General features: G+C 49.4%; 17 protein-coding genes and 1 pseudogene. 14 read left to right on the top strand and 4 right to left on the bottom strand.

The annotated features are described in order from the left end of the window. Window positions 1–8: 8 nt before the first annotated feature. The 3 genes from phnY to GN241_17715 all read right to left on the bottom strand — a co-directional run bounded on the left by phnY (window position 9) and on the right by GN241_17715 (window position 4,076). Window positions 9–1,457: a phosphonoacetaldehyde dehydrogenase gene (gene phnY, locus GN241_17725; protein XAT59036.1), complete on the bottom strand. Its 1,449-nt coding sequence runs from the start codon at window positions 1,455–1,457 to the stop codon at window positions 9–11. Between the two features lie 160 nt (window positions 1,458–1,617). After that, entirely contained in the window at window positions 1,618–2,862 is a 1,245-nt protein-coding gene (gene phnA / locus GN241_17720) for a phosphonoacetate hydrolase (GenBank protein XAT59035.1), read from the bottom strand. A 20-nt stretch (window positions 2,863–2,882) separates the two neighbouring features. Then, entirely contained in the window at window positions 2,883–4,076 is a 1,194-nt protein-coding gene (locus GN241_17715; GenBank protein XAT59034.1) for a 2-aminoethylphosphonate--pyruvate transaminase, read from the bottom strand. Between the two features lie 92 nt (window positions 4,077–4,168). On the opposite strand from GN241_17715, the gene GN241_17710 reads away from it, so the two are divergent. The 14 genes and pseudogenes from GN241_17710 to GN241_17645 all read left to right on the top strand — a co-directional run bounded on the left by GN241_17710 (window position 4,169) and on the right by GN241_17645 (window position 20,391). Beyond that, on the top strand, window positions 4,169–5,035 hold the full coding sequence (locus GN241_17710) for a LysR family transcriptional regulator (protein ID XAT59033.1): 867 nt from the start codon (window positions 4,169–4,171) through the stop codon (window positions 5,033–5,035). Between the two features lie 814 nt (window positions 5,036–5,849). Beyond that, a complete protein-coding gene (locus tag GN241_17705; GenBank protein XAT59032.1) occupies window positions 5,850–7,889 on the top strand; it encodes an ABC transporter substrate-binding protein in 2,040 nt (679 codons plus the stop codon). Between the two features lie 91 nt (window positions 7,890–7,980). Next, window positions 7,981–8,988 carry an ABC transporter permease subunit gene (locus tag GN241_17700; protein ID XAT59031.1) on the top strand — a complete coding sequence of 336 codons (1,008 nt, stop codon included), beginning with the start codon at window positions 7,981–7,983 and terminating at the stop codon, window positions 8,986–8,988. A gap of 4 nt (window positions 8,989–8,992) precedes the next feature. Continuing rightward, entirely contained in the window at window positions 8,993–10,192 is a 1,200-nt protein-coding gene (locus tag GN241_17695; GenBank protein ID XAT59030.1) for an ABC transporter permease subunit, read from the top strand. A gap of 5 nt (window positions 10,193–10,197) precedes the next feature. Beyond that, window positions 10,198–11,184 (top strand): ATP-binding cassette domain-containing protein, encoded by a 987-nt coding sequence (locus GN241_17690; protein XAT59342.1) that lies wholly within the window; start codon window positions 10,198–10,200, stop codon window positions 11,182–11,184. Next, window positions 11,181–12,176 (top strand): ATP-binding cassette domain-containing protein, encoded by a 996-nt coding sequence (locus tag GN241_17685; GenBank protein ID XAT59029.1) that lies wholly within the window; start codon window positions 11,181–11,183, stop codon window positions 12,174–12,176. Before GN241_17690 ends, GN241_17685 begins: the two co-directional genes overlap by 4 nt. 253 nt (window positions 12,177–12,429) lie before the next feature. Next, window positions 12,430–13,929 carry a deoxyribodipyrimidine photolyase gene (locus tag GN241_17680; protein XAT59341.1) on the top strand — a complete coding sequence of 500 codons (1,500 nt, stop codon included), beginning with the start codon at window positions 12,430–12,432 and terminating at the stop codon, window positions 13,927–13,929. Window positions 13,930–14,352: 423 nt separating this feature from the next. After that, the gene (locus GN241_17675) at window positions 14,353–14,778 is read left to right on the top strand and encodes a hypothetical protein (GenBank protein XAT59028.1); all 426 of its coding nucleotides are present in this window, start codon (window positions 14,353–14,355) and stop codon (window positions 14,776–14,778) included. Window positions 14,779–15,147: 369 nt separating this feature from the next. Further along, window positions 15,148–17,077 (top strand): annotated as a pseudogene (locus tag GN241_17670) (DUF839 domain-containing protein). Then, complete coding sequence (locus GN241_17665; GenBank protein ID XAT59027.1) at window positions 17,070–17,243, top strand: hypothetical protein; 174 nt, start codon at window positions 17,070–17,072, stop codon at window positions 17,241–17,243. The pseudogene GN241_17670 and the gene GN241_17665 overlap by 8 nt, the downstream one beginning before the upstream one ends. Before the next feature lie 330 nt (window positions 17,244–17,573). Beyond that, window positions 17,574–17,987 carry a VOC family protein gene (locus GN241_17660; protein ID XAT59026.1) on the top strand — a complete coding sequence of 138 codons (414 nt, stop codon included), beginning with the start codon at window positions 17,574–17,576 and terminating at the stop codon, window positions 17,985–17,987. A 159-nt stretch (window positions 17,988–18,146) separates the two neighbouring features. Continuing rightward, window positions 18,147–18,398, top strand: coding sequence for a hypothetical protein (locus tag GN241_17655; protein XAT59025.1), 252 nt, complete (start codon window positions 18,147–18,149; stop codon window positions 18,396–18,398). A gap of 796 nt (window positions 18,399–19,194) precedes the next feature. Then, entirely contained in the window at window positions 19,195–19,608 is a 414-nt protein-coding gene (locus GN241_17650) for a hypothetical protein (GenBank protein XAT59024.1), read from the top strand. A gap of 456 nt (window positions 19,609–20,064) precedes the next feature. Beyond that, window positions 20,065–20,391 carry a DUF4440 domain-containing protein gene (locus tag GN241_17645; protein XAT59023.1) on the top strand — a complete coding sequence of 109 codons (327 nt, stop codon included), beginning with the start codon at window positions 20,065–20,067 and terminating at the stop codon, window positions 20,389–20,391. Window positions 20,392–20,683: 292 nt separating this feature from the next. Here GN241_17645 and GN241_17640 read toward each other — a convergent pair whose 3' ends face one another. Continuing rightward, window positions 20,684–22,489, bottom strand: coding sequence for an adenylate/guanylate cyclase domain-containing protein (locus tag GN241_17640; protein XAT59022.1), 1,806 nt, complete (start codon window positions 22,487–22,489; stop codon window positions 20,684–20,686). Window positions 22,490–22,703 lie beyond the last annotated feature (214 nt).

Raw genomic sequence — 22,703 nt, 5'->3', positions numbered from 1 at the left:
TTGTGTGTTTATGGCCATGGCAATGAATAGGTTTTGACATTTGTGAAGAATTTCATGGCTTCCAAAACCCCTTCTTTGACGCCATTCCCGCTATCTTTGATACCGCCAAAGGGCGACATCTCAATGCGGTATCCCGGTTGTTCCCAAATGTTCACAGTGCCCACATCCAACCCCTCGATAAAGGCTTGCATGCGGGTAAAATCATTCGTGCAGACGCCGGAGGACAATCCAAATTCGGTTGAGTTTGAAATTGCCATCACGGCGGCATCATCATCGGGCACGCGCACGATCGGTACGATCGGGCCAAAGGTTTCTTCCATCACCAATTCTGAGCTATGGGGTACTTTATCGATCACGATCGGGGGCAAAAGCGCTCCGTTGCGCCCCGGATGGTACAGGATTTCGGCGCCCTCGGCTTCGGCCATATAGACCCGCTTTTCAAATAATTCTGCGGCTTGAGCATGGATCACGCAGCCCAATTGCGTATCCGGATCCATCGGATCGCCAAAGCGGATGGCTTTGGCTTTTTCCAGCACCAGCGGCACAAACTTATCCGCCACGCTCTCTTGCACCAAGATCCGCTTAACTGCCGTGCAGCGCTGGCCGGAATTGCCCGTGGCACCGGCCACCGCAATCGTCGCGGCTTTTTCCAGATCTGCATCAGAGAGATCATTTAAAATAATCAATGGATCGTTGCCGCCAAGCTCAAGCGCGGCGCGTTTATATCCGGCTTTTTGTGCAATCATTTTGCCCACAGGCACACCGCCGGTGAAGGTGACAATATCAATATTTTCATTGGTGACCATTTCATCGCCAATATCTTTGGGCCATCCGGTAACGATTTGGAACATCTCAACCGGCAGGCCGGCTTCGTATAAAATATCCGCCAATGTGATCGCAGTCAGCGGCGTTAACTCGGTTGGTTTGCACACAACGCAGTTATTGGTTGCAATCGCGGGGGCGATTTTATGCGCCACCATGTTTAAGGGATGATTGAACGGGGTGATGGCCGAGATCGCGCGCACCGGTTCGCGCTTGGTGAATATTTTGCGCGGTTTACCATGCGGTGTCAGATCGCAACTGAAGATTTGACCATCATCTTGAATGGCGGCCTGACCGGCCAACATAAACACATCATAAGAACGCCCGGTTTCATAAAGCGCATGCTGTTGGCAAATGCCCAATTCCAAGGTAAGCCAATGCGCGATGCTATCGCGCCGTTCACGGATCAATTCGGCAGCGCGAAACAGAATTTTCTGGCGCTCATACCGCGTTAAGCTGGGTTTATAGGCGGCGGCAATTGCAAAGGCTTTCGCCGCATGTTCTGCGGTGCCGGCCGGAACCGTGGCCACCACCTCATCCGTATAGGGATAGCGCACCTCGACCACATCGTCTGTAAAGACTTTTTCGCCTCCGATGCGCATGGCTTCGTGTCGCATTTGTTTTGTCGCTGTCATTTGGAGCCTCATTCTTCTTCACGTTGATCTATTTGCGGTCAGCGCTCATCATCAGACAAGCGCGGTTTTCGTAAGAGGAGGGCAGTGAGGTGTTTTTTCAACCCCCTCCTGGTTTTTTAACCCGCCAAAAACCTTTGGCGGGCGCATGTTGAACGCCGATTTACTGCGTAGCCGCTTGCAGGGCATAATAAAACGCATCAAAATTTCGCAATTGGGGCGCATTTGGCAAATCCATAACCCGGTTTACGATAAACGGCACGGTTTGTTCGGTAAGCCCGCCATGGCTACGCAAAGGTTCTTTCAGGGCGGCCAGATCATGGCGATGCTGGGAGGTGCCAATGGTCATATTTTCGGTTGACACCATAACGATATCGCCAATCCGATCTGCCGGCAGTTCAAATTCGGCCACCGCCTCTTCTTTGCTGCGCACTGAGAGCATTTCGGGCAAGGCTGACAGGCGGGCAATGATCTCACCATGATCGCAGCCTTCGGGCAAATAGGCCGTTGCAAACGAGCCCAAAGCGCCATGATGCACGACATAAGGATCGGTGATGGGCAGAATAACGCGCGCGGCTTTTTCACCCAGCCACTGGTCTAATACATCCTGGATATAAATCACTGCCGGGGTGCCATCGGCTTGATGCTTGGGTTTCATACCATGATCGGCAGTCACCACGATTGCGGCGCCTAATGCGTCTAGTTCAGCCAGATAGTGGTCAAACATCGCATAGAAATCTTTTGCGCCTTGCTCATCAGGGGCAAATTTATGTTGGATGTAATCTGTGGTTGACAGATACATCACGTCTGGCGCCCAGGTTTTGAGAAGCTTTACCCCGGCGGCAAAAACAAATTCTGACAAATCGGCAGAATAGACTTCTGGGACGGGGCGATCCATATAGGCGCTTGCATTTTCAATCCCGTTTTCGGCCAAGGTAGCTTGATCGGCCTTTTCTGAGGAAAAACAAATCGCGCGATCTTCATCAAATTTCAAACCCGCGCCCAACAGCGCCCGCAATTTGTCTTTGGCCGTGACCACGGCCACTTTGGCCCCGGCATTGTACAGGCCGCTGAACACGGTTGGAGCGCGCAAGAACCGCACATCATTCATCATCACTTCTTCGCCGGTTTCCGGCTCATACAGGTAATTGCCGCAAATGCCATGCACCGCGGGCGGGCGCCCCGTCGCGATCGACATATTGTTGGGGTTGGTGAAGGAGGGGATCACCGAATGGGCAAGATGATCGCTGCCCAGGGCCCGGATACGCTTTAATGTGGGCATCAAACCTTCGCCAATCGCCACATCCAAATACGCCGGTTCACAGCCGTCAAGACAGATCACAATCGCGCAGGTTTTTGGGGCTGTATAAACGCGCCCGTTTACATTTACTTCCGTATTCATTGTCATTCGATGGCTTTCTTCATTCGTTAGGCTGTTAATTTGCGTCGTTCGTTCAGGGCGGCGCTTGGCGGGGCCGCATCTGTAACGCCCATTTGCGCCAATGCGGCTTTCACCGCAGTCAGCATGTGGTGCATCACATCCGTGTCTATCTGACCAATACACCCGATTCTAAAACTGTCTACAATCGTCAGCTTTCCAGGATAGATGATAAAGCCCCGTTCTTTCATCGCATCATAAAACTGGCTGAATTTAAAAGCCGGGTCAGCGGGGCAGAAAAATGTAACGATGATTGGGGATAACCAGCGGTCTTCTAGCAATGTTTCAAAGCCAAGCGCGCGCATGCCCGATACCATGAAATCGCGGTTTTGAGTGTAGCGCGCCCCGCGCGCCTCAACACCGCCCTCTGCAGCATGGGCGGCCAAAGCCTTTAAAAAGGCGGCCACCACATGCGTGGGCGGAGTAAAGCGCCATTGCCCAGTGTCATTCATGACCCGCCATTGCGCTTCTACATCAAGGCTTAAAGAATGCGCATTGCCCCGCGCGGCCTGCAACTCGGTGGTTTGCGCGATTACAAAGCTAAAACCGGGCACGCCTTCGATACATTTATTGGCCGAGGAGACAAAGGCCGCGCATCCAAGCTGGGCGGGGTGCAGCGGAAGCGCGCCGAAGGCTGACATCGAATCAATTAACAATTTGCGTCCCGCGGCGCGGGTTGCTTCGGCAATTTCTTCAATCGGGTTTAAAATTCCGGACGAGGTCTCGCAATGGATCGCCATCACATGGGTGATCGCCGGATCCTTTGCTAAAATCTCTGCCACTTCAGCGCCGCGAGGGGGCATATAATCCCCCTTATCTAAAACGATTTTATCGCGGGCAAGATAGTCTAATGTGGCTGCGGCGCGCATGCCATAGGCGCCATTGGCCAAAACCAAAACCTTGCCATCTTGGGGCACAAAACTGCCCAACATGGCTTCAACCGCGTAAGATCCGGGGCCTTGCATTGGCACGCAATCATAAAGATCGGCTTTTGGGCCAATCAGCGCCAGCAAACCTGTTCGTATTTGCGCTGTCATAGCTCGAAAATCATCATCCCAACTGCCCCAATCTTTGAGCATCTCTTGTTTTACATCATAGGCCGTGGTGAGCGGACCTGGCGTTAACAAATATGGCTCGCCAAGCGCGGGCTTGGGTAATTTTTCAAAACAGTCGGTGTTTGGCATATGGGCTCTCCCAATTTACGTTCCCTAAATGCGCCGCATTATGCTATAAGTAAAATAAATTAATCATATTAAATAATCGGAAAAACTTATAGATGAGATATACCCAACTTCGCGCCTTTCACTTTGTTGCATTGCATGGCGGGTTTTCCAGCGCTGCGCGCGCGTTGAACCAAAGCCAGCCAAGCCTATCCGATCACGTGCGACAATTGGAACAGCTGCATGATACGCTTTTGTTCCATCGTGAAAAAAAACATGTGCGGCTTACCGAAGCCGGGGATGAGTTGTTTTTGCTGACGCGGCAGTTTTTCGATGTGGAAGAACAAATCGGGCTTTGTTTAAGCAAGCGCCAACACCAGTTGCGGGGCAAGTTGCGTGTGGTGGCAGATTCGGCTTTGCATATCACGGCGTCGCTCAGCGCTTTTCGCGCGGCGAACCCGAAAACCTTCGTGTCGGTTCGAACGGGAAATTCGGAAGATGTGCTGCAGCGCTTACGCCATTATGATGCAGAGATTGGCGTGGTGGGTAATAGCCCCTCAGCACTCGATTTGGTGGAAATTCCGATGGGGGATGCGCCAATTGTCGCAATTATGGCACAAGGCTTTTTACCCGAAACAGTTCAAGAGCTTGCGTTTAAGCAGCTCGTAAAATGGCCATTGGTATTCCGTGAAAAAGGATCAAGTACCCGGCGCTGTATCGAAGCAGAGGCGCAGGCCTGCGGTCTGCGTTTGCGCCCGGTGATTGAAGTTGACGGACGTGAGGCTCTGCGCGAGGTGGTGGCATCGGGGGCGGGTATCGGATTTGTCTCGCGCGCCGAATTGGGCAATGCGTCTGATATACGTGCTGTCGCAATTTCGGGTGCAACGCTGCGCATGAAAGAATCTTTGGTGTTTTTATCCATCCGCCGCGATCAACCCATGATTCGCGCTTTTTTGCGCTGTATTGACGCGCCGCATCTGTAATGCCTGTCAATGAATTCTGAGAGAAGTGAGGCGCGGCGTATCAGAGCCGTGTCTTTGAGGGCATGATGGAAGGTTTTCGGGAGAAGCTGGGAGCATATAGTTTTGATTTCCAGAAATGCCGTTAAGCGCAAAATACGCGTTTGCGCAGAACCTAGCTAAGACATTTAAATAGGGGCATCGTTTTTCTTAAAAGTTCTGCTTTGAGAGTATTTTAAAAGTAAAAAATATGTTGTTATACGATTCTTGAGGCGCCTTCCCGATTGGTCAAGAGATTTGGGTATTTGTTCGGCGCGAACAGATTTTCTCTGAATTTGCCAAATTATTTTTGAAAGAATGTCAGCTGTCAGCTTTCACTGGCAAACGCTATGAAAATAGGAGTTTGAAACAGCAGCCTCGCGTTTAATTTTTTTAAAAAATCTGTGATCTACCAAAAAAAGACGAGTCAAGAAATTTTTGGAGGCTATATTTACCTTGAATTATCAAAAAAAATACTTTTCCATCAAATCCGATCCCTAAATGCGTGTTCGCAAAGAATACTTCAGTCAGGGGGATAAAACGTTGAGATGCTTGAAAGGCTGGCTGTGATCGATGTCGCATAAGGTTTGCAATTCTATACAATTGTTGCTGGCATGACCGGCGACTGGCTGAGTGAAGAAAGGAGGGTCAGGCGAATTTGACTGTCAATGTTTTAAATTGTGGCGATCGCGCCGGTCATAAGACGACTGACCTTATCTATCGTGTCGCTGATTTGGCGCGCACGCGAACCAAGCGCATCAATAGATTGCGCATGATACAATCAACTTAAGGAGAGAACATGAAACGTATATTGCTTTCTGGCTTGGCCGCGATTGCATTGCCGGGTATGGCGTTAGCCAATTGCCCCGCGATCACGGTTGCCGATATGGGTGGAGTGGCGCCAGGCGCTTATCCGCAACAATATGATTTGGCCGAGTTCGAAGCTGCAGCAGGGTGCAGCATGGCATTTTCGGGCAACCCAGATGCAGCAGCGCTGAACGCGCGTATTCAAGGCAATGGCGCTCTGCCAGCTTTGGCTGATCGGTTGCCTTCAGAGCCTTTGGTGATGATCCCTTATGACGCTGTGGGCCGCTATGGCGGGCAACTGGATGTTTTGTCTAATGCGACCGAAGCGGGAACGTCTGACTTTTTGTCTGTGCGTCACGTCAGCCTTTTGCGGTATTCGGATGATCTTCAGACCATCGTTCCAAACGTGGCGAAATCGTTCAAGTGGAATGATGATTTTACCCAGCTGACAATCAAGTTGCGCGAAGGCCATAAGTGGTCGGATGGCGCGCCATTCACCAGCGAAGATATCGTGTTCTATCACGATAATCTGATGTTGGATAAAAACATTTTTGAAACGCCGAAAGACTATATTACCGTGGCGGGTGAGGCGATGAGCGTGGATGCGCCTGATGCAACCACAGTTATTTTCAACTTACCTGCGCCCAAACCTGGTCTGATTGCGCATTTCGCGACGCATTATTCGCAGCCTTTCCAGCCTAAACATTTCCTGGGTCAGTTCCATCCAGATGTTGACTCGAATGCGGATGCCAATGCGCAGGCGCTTGGCTTTGAAAATGGCTATGCTGCGATTAAGGCCTATTACGGTAATTCGGATTGGACGGATACGCCAACCCCAATGCTGTCAAACCCGGATCTGGTTGCTGGCCTTCCTAAAGCAACCTATCCTACGCTTGAAAGCCATATCGTAATCGCCGACACCCCCGAAGGGCGGCATTTTGTTGCTAACCCTTACTTCTTCCAAGTGGATCCAACCGGCCAGCAATTGCCTTATATCAATGAGTTTGATGAAGTTTACATCAATGATAATGAGGTGCGTATACTTAAGATTGTAAATGGCGAGATCGATTATAAGGCCCAGTCTTTGCAATTGGCTTCAGCACCAATCCTGCTCGAAAACCAAGAAAAAGGCGATTATACGGTTCATTTGAAGCCTGAAATTACCATCGGTGCATTGGGCTTTAACGTGACCCATGAAGATCCGGCCAAACGCGAGGTTTTCGGCAATATTGATTTCCGGCGGGCGATGTCAATCGCGATCAACCGCAGTGAGATGAACGAAATCGGCTTCTTTGGTCAAGGTACGCCTCGTGCCTATACTGGGTTTTCACCGTTGCCAGCATTTGCTGATGCGTCAATGGAGACCTATGCCACTGAGTATGATCCGGCTGGTGCCAATGCGCTGCTTGACGGGCTTGGCATGGCCGACACGGATGGTGATGGTATTCGCGAATTGCCAAATGGCGATAAGCTTGTCTTGAATCTTAACTTTTCAACTCAAGGGATTGCTGGCCAAACTGTCGAATTAGCGGCGCAATATTGGCGCGATGTCGGCATTGCTTCCGTTGTAAAGGAAGTTACACCGGATGAGTATCGTTCGGCTCAGTCTTCCAATAAACTGGATGTCAGCATGTGGCGCAAAGGTCAGCCTTTGGCGATCGTTCTGGGTAATAATGAGCTATGGGTTCCACCCTATGAAAATTATTTCGGAAACCGCAATGCGATGCTTTGGGCCGAGTGGATTGATTCTAACGGGTCTGCAGGCGAAGAGCCTCCAGCTTGGGCCAAGCAGATGATGGAAGACATCAATGTTCTGCAATCCGCCGCAGCAGGTTCTGATGCTTTCAATCAGGCAGGTGCAAGAATGGTTGAACATATGACCAAAGAATTGTTGTTCATTGGTACGGTGATTGCCCCTGCGCCGATGATTCATCGCAACAATCTGATCAACTTTACCGAAACCAAGACTCATAGTTACGAATATTATCGGACTTATCCTTACCGTGCGACCCAGTGGTGGTTGGACGAATAAGCAACAAGGTTTTTGTTGAACTGATGACGGGCGGCTTGCCGCCCGTCATTGATTTTAATATGCTTCTCGGCAGGGCGAACAGGAAATTACAATGCTAAACTTTGCGCGCTTCGTGATAACACGGGCCGTTATGGCGCTGATCACGCTAATAATAGTATCGCTCTTTGTGTTCTTACTGATGGAGTTGGTGCCAGGTGATTGTGCTGAGCGCTATCTTGCCTTTAAGAATACCCAAGGGTCTTCGGTGCAAATTGCCAATGAATTGGAGGCCGAAAGGCAGCGGCTCGGTCTTGACCGACCTTTCCTTGAACGTTGGAGCAAATGGATCGTTGGCGCCTTTCAGGGTGAGTTTGGTAATAGCTGTATCCTACGGGTGAATATCGCTGATCTTTTGGGCGATAAGTTTTTGCTATCGCTTGGCATCTGTCTTGCCTCGCTGGCCTTGGCCTATGCAATCGCAATTCCGGTGGGGATCATTGCGGCTGCGTCTAACAATCCATATCTCAATAATTCTTTACGTATCATTAGCTATCTTGGTCTTGCGATGCCGAACTTCTTGCTGGCTTTAATGATTATGCTCTTTGCCACGGTTTATTTTGGCGAAACGCTGACGGGATTGTTTTCTAGCCAATACCGCGATGCACCCTGGTCTTGGGCACGTTTTGTCGACCTTCTGAAACACGCATGGCTGCCCATATTCATTCTGGGTTGGTCGGCAACTGCTTTTGCCCTGCAAACGGTGCGGGCTTTGATGTCAGATGAGATCGGGAAGCTTTACGTTACGGCTGCAACCGCGCGCGGCGTCCATGGCCGCAAGTTGCTCTGGAAATATCCGGCGCGTCATGCGCTTGGGCCGATCATTAACTCGCTTGGGTTTGACCTGAACCGTATTTTCAATGAGTTGCCCATTGTTGCCTTGATTCTTGTAATGACTGATGCTGGTAAGCTTTTGATCGACGCTCTTGCGCGCTCGAACGATCAGCAGCTTGCTGGGGCGATTATTTTCTTATTAACCGCGTCCATAGTGGCGTTAAATTTTTTCACGGATATCTTGCTGGCAACCATCGACCCGCGTGTCCGCAAAAGCATCGTGAGGTGAGGACATGAGCAATATGCCAGATCCGACCGACCCAAAATTAGCAGGGATAAATCTATCAAACGCAACCCAGCTGGGGGCTGAGGGCGAGCATGATCGGCTTGCCAAAGAAGCTTATTTTACAGCGTCGCAGGGCCAATTAATTTGGGCTCGGTTTAAGAAACAGCGCGCTGCAATGATTGCGGCTTTTTTTCTAGTCTTTTTGATTTTTTCAGGCCTTTTTGCGCCATTTTTATCACCTTATGACCCCACTGTGGCGGGCCGCAATAAGGATTATACAAACGGAGCCCCCCAGATCCCGCAATTTTGTGATAAAAACGGCTGTTCATTGCGCCCGTTCATTCATCCGGTTGAACGAGAAAGATCACTGGCGACAAATTTTCGGTGGGTCACTAAAATCAATGAGGATAAGCGATCCTATTTGACGTTCCTGCCGAAAGGGGATGCTTATAAGCTTTTCGGTGTCATTAAAGGTGATCGTCATCTGTTTGGTTTAGAAGAGGGAAAGATACATGTGTTTGGAACGGATGAGGATGGACAAGATATCTTCAGCCGAACATTGCACGCGATTTGGACCTCGCTTCAGGTGGGTACAATCGGCGTTTTGATTGCCTTTGTGCTGGCTTTGATTATTGGAGGGGTGTCCGGCTATTACGGTGGCTGGATCGACAGCGTGATACAAATGATCACCGATGCTTTTCGAACGGTGCCGGCGATTCCACTATTCATGGCCGTAGCGGCCTTTATGCCGCCTGAGATTTCGGCTGAAGCCCGGTTTTTTTACATCTCGATTATTTTGGGCTTTATCGGGTGGCCTACATTGGCACGGCGCATTCGAACGCATCTGCTGACAGAGCGAAATCAAGAATATGTATTGGCAGCGCAGCTTTGCGGCGCGTCCTCGTCGCATGTAATTCGACGTCATCTACTGCCGTCTTTTACCAGTTATATTATTGTCGATTTGGTAATTTCTTTTCCCTATATGGTGCTCAGCGAAACCGCACTTTCCTTTATTGGGCTTGGTCTGAAAGATCCAGTTTCCTCGCTTGGTGTAATGTTGCAAAAGGCGACATCTGCGGATGTTATGCTGAATTATCAATGGTATTTTATTCCAGTGGTGTTCTTTATTGTTCTGGTTATGGCGTTCGTTTTCGTGGGAGACGGGTTGCGCGATGCTGCTGATCCCTATTCCGAGGTGAACAAATGAGCGCGCTGCTTGATGTCAAAAATCTGACCCTTCAGTTTCGTACCGACGAAGGGCTGATCACGGCGGTGGAAGACGTCTCCTTCTCGTTGAACAAAGGAGAAGTGATGGGGCTGGTCGGGGAAAGCGGATCGGGTAAATCGGTTACCGCGAAAGCCTTGATGCATCTCAATGCGCGCAATGCAGTTTACGGCCCTGACTCGCGCATCACTTTGCATACAGAGCGAGGCGAAGTTGATGTGCTGTCGCTTCGAACACCGCGCGATTTGAAGGTGGTGCGGGGCGGTGCCATCTCAATGATCTTTCAAGAGCCAATGGCCTCTTTTGCGCCTGCGATTACCATTGGCAAACAAATGGTCGAGCAGCTGCAATTGCATGGCGATATGTCCAAGGCGCGGGCGAAAGAAATTTCGGTCGAAATGCTCGATCGGGTTGGCATTTCGGATGCTTCCCAACGTTTTGATCAATATGCGTTTGAACTTTCGGGCGGTATGCGCCAGCGTGCGATGATCGCGATGGCGCTTTCAACCAAGCCTGCCTTGCTGATCGCGGATGAACCAACCACAGCGCTGGATGTGACGATTCAGGCGCAGGTTATCGATTTGATGAAAGATTTGGTGGATGAGTTTCACATGGGAATTATTTTTATCACCCATGATCTTGGCGTCGTTGCTCAAACCTGTGATCGGGTGAATGTGATGTATCTTGGCCGGTTGATTGAAGAAGGCCCGGTGCGCGAGGTGATCCGCAACCCTAAGCATCCTTATACGCAAGGATTGATTGCAGCTTTGCCAAAGCTTGATAATCTTGGCCAATCGCTCACCGCTGTGCCGGGCGATATTCCTTCGCCGCTGGAACGCCCGTCAGGATGTGTTTTCAACACGCGCTGTAGCCAGATTGTGGGGGCAGCTTGTACCACAATCGGTCCAAATGCGGTTGATCTTGGCGCCGATCACACCGTTGCCTGTCATATCTATAAGGAGGTCGCGGAATGAACGGACCATTGATCCGAGCCGAAAATCTTTCTGTGGGGTTTCCCATTGGCAAAGGGTTGTTCGATAAATTTGTTTTGAAGGCAGTTGATGACGTAACGCTTCATATTGAGAAAGGCAGCTTTTTTGGATTGGTGGGCGAATCTGGTTCGGGGAAAACTACGCTTGGGCGTGCGCTCTTAAAAGCGGTGCCGATCACGGGTGGATCGGCGCATTATGCGGATGGTGAAGTGGCCTATAATCTGGAAACGATTGGCAAAGCCGATCTTAAGGATTATCGCAAGCGCGCCCAATTGATTTTTCAGGATCCATATGCCGCGTTATCTCCTCGGATGACGGTGCGCGATATCATAGCAGAACCACTGGAAGTGATGGGTCTGACGCGCAATCGGCAGGAAACCGACGAACGCGTGCGTGAAACCGCGGCCAAATGCAGGCTTAACCTTGAACATCTGAGGCGCTTTCCACATGCTTTTTCGGGTGGTCAGAGACAGCGGATCTCAATCGCCCGGGCGTTGGTGTCGGGCCCCAAACTTGTTGTTGCCGATGAAAGCGTGGCGGCGCTTGACGTTTCGATCCAGGCAGATGTTTTAAACCTGCTGAAAGAGCTTCAGCGTGATCTTGGCATTACTTTTATGTTTATCAGCCATGACCTGTCTGTGGTTGCGCATACATGTGATCACGTTGCGGTGATGTATTTGGGCCGCCTTGTGGAAACCGCTCCCACGCGCCAGCTTTTTGCCGCGCCCCGGCATCCCTATACAAAGGCGTTGTTTTCGGCCATTCCATCGCTTGACCCGGATGATCGCGGCAAGGCGCAAAAGCTTGAAGGCGAAATTCCTTCGCCGATGAAGCAACCTTCGGGCTGTAAATTTCACACAAGATGCCCGCATGTGATTGATCGCTGCAAAGTAGAAGAGCCGCGTTTGCAAAGCAGCGCAGTAGAGCATAACGTGGCCTGCCATCGCTGGGAAGAGCTGTTACAAAACGCCTAAGTCATCTTTTTGGCTTGACCCTTTGACCCTCTGCGCTTTTGCGCGCCGTGGCTTTCTTCGGGCCGGATGGCATGATATCTCGCCGCAGGCCGCGCCTATAGCTTTCGCGACACAATGCAGCGCCTCTGTCATAGCGACTTGCGGTTTCACTCCACTGGAATAGATATCCATTAGAAGTTGCCGATAGGTCAAAGCTACGCGCCGGGAGAGTTAAGTGACACAAACAAAGCAGACCAGCGCAGCGCCGGTTCTGATGTGGTTCAAGCGCGATCTATCGGTATTTGACAACGCGGCTTTGATCCATGCGGTGCAGGCCGGTTCGGTGCTTCCAGTTTATATTCTTGAGCCCGAGCTTTGGCAGCAACCGGATATGAGTCATCGGCATTTTTGTTTTTTACAAGACAGCCTTGCTGATCTGTCAGAAGATCTTTGCGCCTTAGGTCAAGGCCTGGTTCTTCGCATCGGGGAACCGGTTTCGATCCTTGCCGATTTGCATCAAAAATTTGGTTTCACCCAGCTGTGCTCGCATCAAGAAACTTGGAATGGCTGGACCTATGCGCGTGATCAGCGCGTGCAGGCTTGGTGTCAAAACACCGGCGTGACCTGGCATCAGCCACGGCGTATTGGCGTCACCCGAGGCTTGAATAAGCGCGCCGGTTGGGCGCAGCGCTGGCAGCATTATATGGCGCAGCCCTGCCTGCCCGCGCCCACGGGTTTAAAAAAGATCGGTCTCGCCTCAGACCCGATGCCGCGGCCGGAAGATTTCCTTCTCGCGGAGGATGGGTGCATCGCGCGCCAAAGCGGGGGGCGGCGACAGGGCTTACAGGTATTGGAAAGCTTTTTACACAGGCGCGGAGAGGATTATTCAAAAGCGATGTCCTCTCCCTTAAGCGCGGCGCAGGCCTGTTCACGCCTTTCTGCGCATTTGGCCTTTGGAACCTTGTCAATGCGCGAAGTGCATCACGCCTTAGAAGCCCGGCGCAAGGCACTTACCGCCTCTCCAAGAACTTTGTCAGGCAATTGGCCAAAGGCGCTCAGTTCCTTTTCAAGCCGCTTGCATTGGCATTGCCATTTTATTCAAAAGCTTGAAGACGAGCCCCGTATTGAATTTGAAAACATGCATCCGGCCTATGATAAGCTGCGTCAAGAGCCGGTGAATGAGGCCTATCTTACCGCGTGGCAGCAAGGTCAGACCGGCTATCCGATGGTGGATGCGTGTATGCGATCCCTCATTGCCACCGGTTGGCTGAACTTTCGCATGCGCGCTATGTTGATGAGCTTTGCCAGCTATCATCTGTGGCTGCATTGGCGCTTGCCGGCCTTGCATCTGGCGCGCCAATTTACAGATTATGAGCCGGGTATTCACTACGCACAAGCGCAGATGCAATCAGGCACAACGGGGATCAATACGATTCGTATTTACAACCCGATTAAACAAAGTCTTGATCAGGATCCAAACGGGGTTTTTATCAAGCGCTGGGTGCCAGAGCTGCGCAATATGCCGGTTGGGTTTATCCATCAACCCTGGCTCCTAGCGAAGAAAATGAACGGATACCCGCTGCCAATTGTGGACGAAAAAGCCGCTCGACAGGCCGCAAGCGCGAAGCTTTATGCGTTAAGAAAGCCAAGGCAGCATGCCTTGGCTGCGCAACGCATAGTAGATAAGCATGGCAGCCGAAAATCAGGGATTATTCAGATTGTACCGCGCCGCAAACCCAAAAAAGATCCGCGCCAAGATGAATTTATATTTTAATAAAAACCTATCGCCGTAGCGCTTTTTTTCTGATGGCAGGTAAGCCTTTGCGCGGTTGGGGCTGCAATCTGCAAAACCGACCATATCGAACTGGTCAGCCCGTTCGGTGATGGCACCGCCCCTCATAAGAACGCGCGGGGCACGAAAGAGATGCTCGCCAAGCCTGAAACAGGATATGCTAGCTTCGTTGGGTAGAGCGCATTGAGGCATAAAAAAATCCCCAAGGCGTGCCGCAATCTATCTCGATGCGATTCAAAACGGGTGCTCCATCGTGGGCCTTATTTGGCACACTGGCAACTTTTGAATCTGGCAATGATCCTTGCGCGCAAAGCGCAAACATTTGTGGCAGCGCCCAAATCAAAGTTTTTTTCAGATTTTAAAAATCTGTGATACGGTGAAAAAAGCCAATAATGGGAGAAAAAAATGGCAGATTCATTTGGTGGTTCATTGAATATGGTGTTGTGGATTTTGATTATCGTTGGGGGGGGGTATTACAGTTATCGCTGTTTATTCGCCACGAAGGGTTTCGTTGATCAATATGGCTTTGGCGATAGTGCGGTTTTCATGACTCGCTTTGCAGGCACGTGCGTTGGCGCATCTACGTTGATCGCTTTGGTTTTATTATTCGTTGGTCCGCAAGGCGCGTGGGCTTTTGTGGCGTTTGCATGGACGCAAGCTTTGCTCGCGACCTATTTCGGCTATACAACGGTGAACAGTGAATGGGCTGAAGTTGAAGGCGTGAAAGCAACGGCAGAGGGTTACATCGCCCCAATATTCTTTTTGGTTGTGAACACGATATTGCTGTTCAACATGTCTGATATTTTATACGTGGCGCATCAAGTTCAATAATCCAATCCGTTGGATTCAAGATTAGTTTAAACGTATAATGTTTGAAGAGGCGCTGGACGATCAGCGCCTCTTTTTGATGCGGCAGAAACGGTGTGAACGTGATTTCAGAGGGTGCGAGCATAGGCTTTGACCACTTTGGATGAGGGTTTTTTGGCAGGCGCGCCGCAGAAGAAAACCCATGCAGAACCGACGCGTGCCATTTTCGGGCTTTGCTTCTTAATGGGCGCCGCGCCTGCGTCACATTATATTTGTTGAGTATTTTACAGCGCAAGAGTGCCCTAGGGTAAACGCGCTTGACGCGCTAGGCCGCTTGAATATATACTTATGAGTATAAATTAATACTTATTTGATTTTCATGGGAGATTTCACATGGCTCAACGTTCAAAAATTAATCTATCCACGGATGAATTGCACAATCTGTCTTTTGATGCATTTGATGAGGCGATCAACCCTAGATCGGACTGGCATGATTTTGATGCGGTCGTTGAAGATGCAATTTCGCGGCGTGGCTTTTTAAGGGGGCGTGATCGCAATGGGCAGCGTTGCGGGCTTGAGCGCGGCCACCACTGCATTGACACCGGTCTCCGCCCATGCGGCGACAAACCGGTTTGGTTTCGAAGCCGTAAGCGTCAGCACGAAAGACACGGTCGTGGTGCCCAAAGGGTATAATTGGCATGTTGCAACGCGTTGGGGGGATCCTCTGTTTTCAGATATTCCAGAATTTGACCATGCAACCCGCGGCACCGCTGCCAGTCAAGCCGGTGCGTTTGGTGATAACAATGATGGGATGACGATTTTCACCGATCAAGACGGGCATCAAATATTGATTGCAAATAATGAATATACAAACCGATCGGTCATGTGGGGCAATAATCCTGACGGCAAATATGCCACCGATGATGATATTAACAAAGGTAAAAATGCGCATGGGTTAACGGCAGTTGAGCTTAAAGAGATCGATGGCCGATGGCAAATTGTCAAAGATTCGCGCTATAATCGTAGATTCACACCGGATGAGCCGATGGAGATTACCGGCCCCGCTCGCGGGCATGCTTTGATGAAAACAAATGCCGACCCGCAAGGTGTCACCGTGTTGGGAACTTTTAATAATTGTGGCAATGGGCGTACCCCTTGGGGCACCTATCTGGCTTGTGAAGAGAATTTCAACGGATATTTTGGCACCGCAAATCCAGACAGTTTTACGCAAGATGCGGCGCAAAAGCGCTATGGTGTCAGTGGCAAAGATCGTGGGTATGGATGGTGGAAAGTTGATCCACGCTTTGACGTTTCTCAAGAGCAGAATGAAGCGAACCGCCATGGTTATATTACCGAGGTTGATCCTTATGATCCGAGCTCTAAGCCCAAAAAGCGTACGGCGTTGGGCCGCTTTAAGCATGAGAATGCCGAAGTGGTTGTGAATGCGGATGGCCGGATCGTGGTCTATATGGGCGATGATGAGCGTGGTGAGTTTTTGTATCGCTATGTGTCGGATGGCTATTACGCTGAAGGCGGCGATACGGATGAATTGATGGAGATAGGCACGCTTTATGCGGCAAAATTTGACGCTGATGGCACGGGCACATGGCTTGCCTTGACCCCGGAAACCACCGGCATGGAGCAAGCGATGATCTGTATCCACACGCGTTTGGCGGCCTCTGCTTTGGGGGCAACAACCATGGATCGTCCAGAATGGGTGACGGCCAATCCCTTAAAAGCGGAAGTGTATTGCGCCCTAACCAACAATAAAAACCGCGGTTTGAAATCGAATGCTGGAGGGGATGAAACCCCAGTGGGCGGCCCCAATCCGCGCGAGGCCAATAAATATGGACAGATCGTTCGATGGTGGCCCGGCGAGGCTGATCATACGGCCGACACGTTTACCTGGGATCTTTTTGTGATGGCGGGAAATCCGAGCGTTCACAGCGATGCAGGGGCAGGATCGGCGAATGTTAATATGGGCAATATGTTCAATTCGCCCGATGGGTTGTCTTTTGATGAGAAAGGGTTGCTGTGGATCCAGACGGATGGCAATTATTCGAACGAAAAAGATTTTGCCGGTCAAGGCAACAATCAAATGCTGATCGGCGATCCGGTAACGGGTGAAATTCGTCGGTTCTTGGTGGGGCCAAAACAGGCTGAAATTACGGGCATTGCTTGGGCTGCAGATCGCAGAACCGTGTTTGTTGGGGTGCAACATCCGGGCGAGCGGGGAGAGTCGAACTGGCCAGATGGTGGTGATAAAACCCCGCGATCTTCCATTATTGCGATCCGCCGCGATGATGGCGCCGCGCTTGGATGAGGGCGCAGGTTTAAGGCGGCTGAGCGAAGGCACCAATGGTCGGGTTTTGGCAAAGCCAGTGGCCCGGCTTTATATTTCTAATGGATTTTCAAATCTAATCTTGGCGCTGCGATCGCCAAAAATTGTTGCATTTTCGGGCCATGCCCCGCCAAATCAAGCTGACTGAAGCTAAGCCATGGCTTGGTATGGCGGCGCCAGAATGGGTGGCCCATTGGGCTTAATATTTGGGTGCGCTATGCCGGCCTCTATGCCCGCCAGCCTTTCTTGTAGGCGCAAGAATTGTTAGATTTCAAAAAGATTGGATTTCAACAATTTGTACCCGCAGGATAGGTGCCTGCTCGGCCAATAATCCCATTAGCTCATTCGTTATGCTGTTTTTACAGGAGGTTGTGGATGTGGGCGTTGGCTTGCGCTATCCTTAAGCGCATAATCTTAAATATTGGGTAAGACGGCACAGCAAAACGCGGAAAGCGCGCTCTAAAAAGAGGGGTCCTTTATGAAAATAGAGTTTCATCACATCAATTGTGTTTCCAAAGATGTCGAAGGCCTTGATCTTTTCTATAGAGATATTTTGCAAATGCAGCCCATTCCCGCTCAGCAATTCGTAAGAACTGAGGCGACGAAAGCCGACGGGTATGACGGCAAAATTAAATTCGTCACCGAAGGCAGTATGCAAATGCATCTGGCCGAAAAAGACTTAAACGTTGCAGCAAAAAATAAACGCCATATCAACCCGGTTGAAAACGGTCATATAGCTTTTCGGACAGATGATATAGCGGCATTTAAGGCGCATCTTGATGCGCATGGGATCCCATTTGCGGATTATGGAACCACGTTCTCGCAGCAATGGCACCAGATTTTTTTTCATGATCCGGAGGGAAACGTTATTGAGGTGCATCAAGAACTGTAGCTACAAGCGCCGCGCATTCAAACTATGCAGGAACAATGCATAGCGGTGCCGCTGCGCGCAGCGATTGAACCTTTACATAATACGGCTGAAAATTTGCAGTGATCTCAAAAGATATGCCCTAAGACGGGTTTGTGGAAGATATCGTGCAGGGCCTTACCGATGCGCCTTTTTTTGGGCGCGTTTTCGCAACAAAATCTGGTCACGCATGATAATCAGATTTTGACCATTGTATTTTTTGACGCCGCCCATGATGGCCAGGCAAATGCGCCTGTCTGCTTCAGTGGTTTAGAAAATCTCAGCGATAAATTGGTGGGTTTTCCAAATGGTGGCTTGCTTGAGGTCAGATCTGGGCCAGTGGTGTTCGACCTGTATATCGAAGAGAATGCGCGCCGCTTGAAAGATGAAATGTAGGTTTTGTTGGTTGTGCGCTTTAAGGTGAAAACCGGCTGTAGCGGTGTGTTTTTAGAAAACATTCCAAATTTTCCTTTGGAAGAAGATTGTATTTGAAGAAGCGTTGTTCAAACCGGTGAGCGCGATTTTATCGCCATTACCAGAGATCCAATAGAAGCCAAGATGGCTTTAGAACCTTTACGTTTGCAGGCGCTTGATGGGATTGAACATTTGCTAGAATGGTTTGATGACAGTCGTAGAGATCCGCGGTCAGGCGTGGTTCACCGTGATAGGGTGAGGCAATAAACCATCCGTCTTGCGGCGCGCTGGCTATGATTTGAAACGGCAAAATGTTTTATGCAACGCACCGGTTTTTTGAGGCCGCATTGCAGTAAAATAAAGCTGGATGATGGGTTTACAGAATGTTTGCAAAAAATTTGAAGGCGGCCGTAGTTGGCTGATTGTCTTACACCATCACTGCCGTAACCCGCGCCGCCTCATGAAGCTGTTTAAACTAAGAAATAGAACAATACAAGAACAAAAATAGTTTTTGTTCTATATCCATTCTTTTTCTGACTGGGTGTTCTTATTCATTAAAGCTGCCCTTAACAAATTTTATACAAAAAATACCTCAGAGTCGGCGTTTAACGCTATCTCTGATAAAATATATTTGGGGGTGAATTTAAATATCGGTGAAGCGTTGTGGATCCAAATGGGTGCGATTGTTTATCCCGCAAATGTCTGGCGCTGCTGATATACGCCTCTTATGATCCGGCGTGAGCGCGCCGCATCTGAGTGCAAAAGAAAAGGAACCGAAATGTCTGAATGGTTGTATCAAATCCGGATCAAAACCTCTGAGGTACTGTCGGCCGATCTGCGCGGTGCGCGGGCGATGGCTTTGTCGCAGGCGGTGCTCAAAATTGCCGAGCAGAACGGAATGCAACTGGTCTGCACGTTTGATGCGTTTCGGGAATATTGCGAAGAAGCGGAACGCAATGATATTGCGCAATATCACCTCTATGATTGGACCAAAGCTACGATCGAAAATCCTGAGAAGAAAGCCAAACATCTCAAATCTTTCGCGTTTTATCTTGGGAATGAGCAAGTATATTCGAAAGCCCATGCAGGCGAGGTGGAGAAATCTTTGAAAAATCTTGGTGAGGCGATGCATCTTATAGAAATTAACGTAATAGATTCAAACCCAGCCAATAATCCCCAACCTCTAAGCTGAAGCCGAATTTTAACCGCGAGGACAAGAAAATGTTGAATGAGCGAGATAAGCGCAAGATTGAATTGTTAGAGATTTTATCAGAGGGATGTCGCAAACATCCCGCGTATCGTGCCCGGCGCAAAGTCAGCATATCCTGCGAGGGTTGCGTTCAACTGTGGAACGCGCGCGTAGAACTTACGTTATTAAACGAAGGCTAGAGCCGTGTTGGTACACGCCCAAAAACCCGTTTTTTGTGGATGTTGTTTTCGATGTAGAAGGCGACTTAACGCTAGGTTCTCATGGCTTAATATGATGCTGTCATGGGGCAAATACGCGCTACCGCGCAATGCGCCGCACGCGTTATGATGTATAGAGCGAACGCTTTTTGACAATCATATAATCCTCGATTGAGCAATCAGAGATTTAAATACAGGCGGGTATGCCTAGAGTGGTTTTGAAATTTGAAAAGGAAATGAAATGGCACTTTTTGAAAAATGGGAAGAGGCTTGGAATAAGAATGACGCTGCAGCCTGGATCGCATTGCTTCATGAGGATTATCAATTCAAATTTCATTCCAACGGGAAGGTTATGAAAAAATCTGATATGACGCCTGAGATGATGTCCGCTGTCATGAGAAATGAGAGCGTTACAAACAGGCGCTGTCTATATGAGAATGATGATATTTGCGTGATCCACCAATTCAATGACTTTGAAAATGGCGATAAAGAAGCGGTTATGTTGGTGACGCTGAAAAAAGATGGGTTGTTTTGGCGCACTGAAACAGGTGCCACACCCCTTAAATAAACCTCTTTGAAACGGGTTTGATGAAATGGCGGCCTTTTGGATATGAAAGCGGCTATTTGGCGGCCGTTTCAGGTAGAACGGTATCCTAAGAATTCGCCTCTGACAGCGTGTCCACGCGCTGTATTGATGCGGCCCCGATACTTGCATGGCGGTAAGCGAACCCTGCGCGCAACTGCCACGCGATATTTAAATCTGAGGGTAACACGCATTAAAACCAAAACCATTAGGCTTGGAGCTTTGTGAGCATAATCCAAAATCATCAGGCGCAAATTTAGATCCTGACGGTGTAATATCAGCTTACCAATTGCAATTTGGGTTGCAGCTTTGCGACGTGATCCAGAAATACCTCTCGTAACGTGCTTTGAACCACCACGTCATATCTACCCATCTCTTCAATCGCTGCTTCCAGCCCTTCAAAATTGCAGGTTTTCAGATCCTTGATCAGCCAAGGACATGGTTCCAAAGAGCCATGTTTTGCAACTGAGAGCGCCGCAGCAAACAGAAGTATATTTTCCGAACAAGCCTCAATTTCTTCCGCCAGCTCTAACCCCAGTTCAACCCGATCATCCATCAAGCACCCAAAAACAGCATCGCTTTTGCGCTTATCACTATTGGTTTGGCCCTGCGCCACCGGATCATATTCCAACGCGAGCAATGTTAAATCACAGCCCTGTTTGGTTTTGCCCGTTTTCAATAGAATTTCGCCATATTGTTGCAAAATTCTTGGATCATTCGGCACCATATCATAGGCTTTTTTCCCATGTTCAACGGCCGCTTTAAATTTTCCTGTCATGGTGCTTATACCGCATAAAAGCCTGTGAAGCTCGAAATCATTGGGATCTGCTTTGACGGCGTGATCCATCAATTTATTAAATTCAGGCATAACCTCTTCAAGCGATTTCTCTATCCATCCACGGCCCAAGGCTTGCCCCATAGTGCACGCCTTCCATGCATAAGCTTGTGCGTTAGCAGGGTCTGCTTCGATGGCTTTATCGAACATTTCAAGCGCATGCGCATTGGCCTCCTTGTCGATCGCATGATGCCCTTCTTTTCCCCTTAGAAGAAATTCATAAGAGCTCATATTTTGGGTGGGTTTACGTTTTGCTCGGTTCAAGCTGGCCAGCTCAATTTCGCCCAAAATCGCCTGTGTCACGCTGCGAACGATCTCATCCTGAACTTCGAATATATCGTCTAAATTTCGGTCAAACCGCTTGCTCCAAACGATTTCTTTGGTGTCAGCCTCTAAGAGTGAAACCGTTACGCGTACCTTTGAGCCGGATGATCTAATCGAGCCTTGGATGAGGTAATTGACTTTAAACTGAGCGATGAAATCATCTAGTTCCTTATCGCTATCTGCAAAGTTCACGCTTGATTGGCGTGAAACAATAGAAAGTTGCCTTACCATAGAAAGCTCGGTCAGGATGTCTTCATAGACGCCATCGATCAAAAAAGAGCTGTCTTCGTTTTCATTCAGATTTTTAAAGGGCAGGATAGATAGCGTTGGCTTTTGTGAGCGGTCTGTTTCTTCTTGTTCTTCAGAGATGTCAGCGCTTTCAAGATTATTTGTTTTATCAGTGGAAATGGTAAAAACCTCAAATTCGCTTGAGATATTTTTCAGTTTTTTGGTTCCGGCCGCCTGCGAAATCGCTTCGATTCTAGAGGCAACCTGCTCATTAATCGCCCTGGAAACAAGAATTTGACCCGGCACGCATTGGGCTTCCAGGCGCGCCGCAATATTGACGCCATTTCCGTATACATTGTCTTTCTCGAAGATCACGTCATCTGAGTGAATCCCAATTCTCCAAAGTAATTTTCGCCGTGGATCTTCATCTGAAATTGTTTCATTGCGCTCTTGGATGGCTTCTTGGAATTTGATAGCGCAGTTCACGGTTTCAATTGGGCTTTCAAATTCGGCAAGCACGGAATCCCCCGCAGTATGAAAAATTCGGCCACCATGCTGTTCGATAAGCGAGTCAATGATTTCGCGGCAGGCGTTTAAGCTTTCAAAGGTTGCCTGTTCATCTTCCAGCATATGTTTGCTGAAGCCCACGCAATCTGTTGCAAGAATAGTTGCAAACTTTCTTTTAACATCGCCCATAGAATATCTCCTCAGATCGAGTTAGCAGTATGATGGAACCACGCCTATAATCTAGCATAAAGAAGACATAGATAAATAGTTTTACCGCGCGTTACGAATTTCGATTAATTTTCAGGCAATCGGCCAGTCTATTTGCGAGGCCAGTCTATTATCTTGCTCAGACTTAGAATTCTTTTCACCAAGGCAGGTATCCACCCAATCGCAGAGGCTTGCT

The organism is Rhodobacteraceae bacterium IMCC1335, assembly GCA_039640495.1.
Classification (GTDB): Bacteria; Pseudomonadota; Alphaproteobacteria; order Rhodobacterales; family Rhodobacteraceae; genus Thalassovivens.
This window is presented reverse-complemented; position numbering and strand designations above follow the sequence as displayed.

Bases quoted from the DNA above. Each gene is read 5' to 3' on its own strand.
- GN241_17710 (XAT59033.1), top strand. From the start codon at position 4,169: ATGAGATATACCCAACTTCGCGCCTTTCACTTTGTTGCATTGCATGGC.
- GN241_17655 (XAT59025.1), top strand. From the start codon at position 18,147: ATGCGCCTTTTTTTGGGCGCGTTTTCGCAACAAAATCTGGTCACGCAT.
- GN241_17705 (XAT59032.1), top strand. From the start codon at position 5,850: ATGAAACGTATATTGCTTTCTGGCTTGGCCGCGATTGCATTGCCGGGT.
- GN241_17700 (XAT59031.1), top strand. From the start codon at position 7,981: ATGCTAAACTTTGCGCGCTTCGTGATAACACGGGCCGTTATGGCGCTG.
- phnY (XAT59036.1), bottom strand. From the start codon at position 1,457: ATGACAGCGACAAAACAAATGCGACACGAAGCCATGCGCATCGGAGGC.
- GN241_17650 (XAT59024.1), top strand. From the start codon at position 19,195: ATGTCTGAATGGTTGTATCAAATCCGGATCAAAACCTCTGAGGTACTG.
- GN241_17640 (XAT59022.1), bottom strand. From the start codon at position 22,489: ATGGGCGATGTTAAAAGAAAGTTTGCAACTATTCTTGCAACAGATTGC.
- GN241_17680 (XAT59341.1), top strand. From the start codon at position 12,430: ATGTGGTTCAAGCGCGATCTATCGGTATTTGACAACGCGGCTTTGATC.
- GN241_17715 (XAT59034.1), bottom strand. From the start codon at position 4,076: ATGCCAAACACCGACTGTTTTGAAAAATTACCCAAGCCCGCGCTTGGC.
- phnA (XAT59035.1), bottom strand. From the start codon at position 2,862: ATGACAATGAATACGGAAGTAAATGTAAACGGGCGCGTTTATACAGCC.
- GN241_17660 (XAT59026.1), top strand. From the start codon at position 17,574: ATGAAAATAGAGTTTCATCACATCAATTGTGTTTCCAAAGATGTCGAA.
- GN241_17675 (XAT59028.1), top strand. From the start codon at position 14,353: ATGGCAGATTCATTTGGTGGTTCATTGAATATGGTGTTGTGGATTTTG.
- GN241_17695 (XAT59030.1), top strand. From the start codon at position 8,993: ATGAGCAATATGCCAGATCCGACCGACCCAAAATTAGCAGGGATAAAT.
- GN241_17685 (XAT59029.1), top strand. From the start codon at position 11,181: ATGAACGGACCATTGATCCGAGCCGAAAATCTTTCTGTGGGGTTTCCC.
- GN241_17645 (XAT59023.1), top strand. From the start codon at position 20,065: ATGGCACTTTTTGAAAAATGGGAAGAGGCTTGGAATAAGAATGACGCT.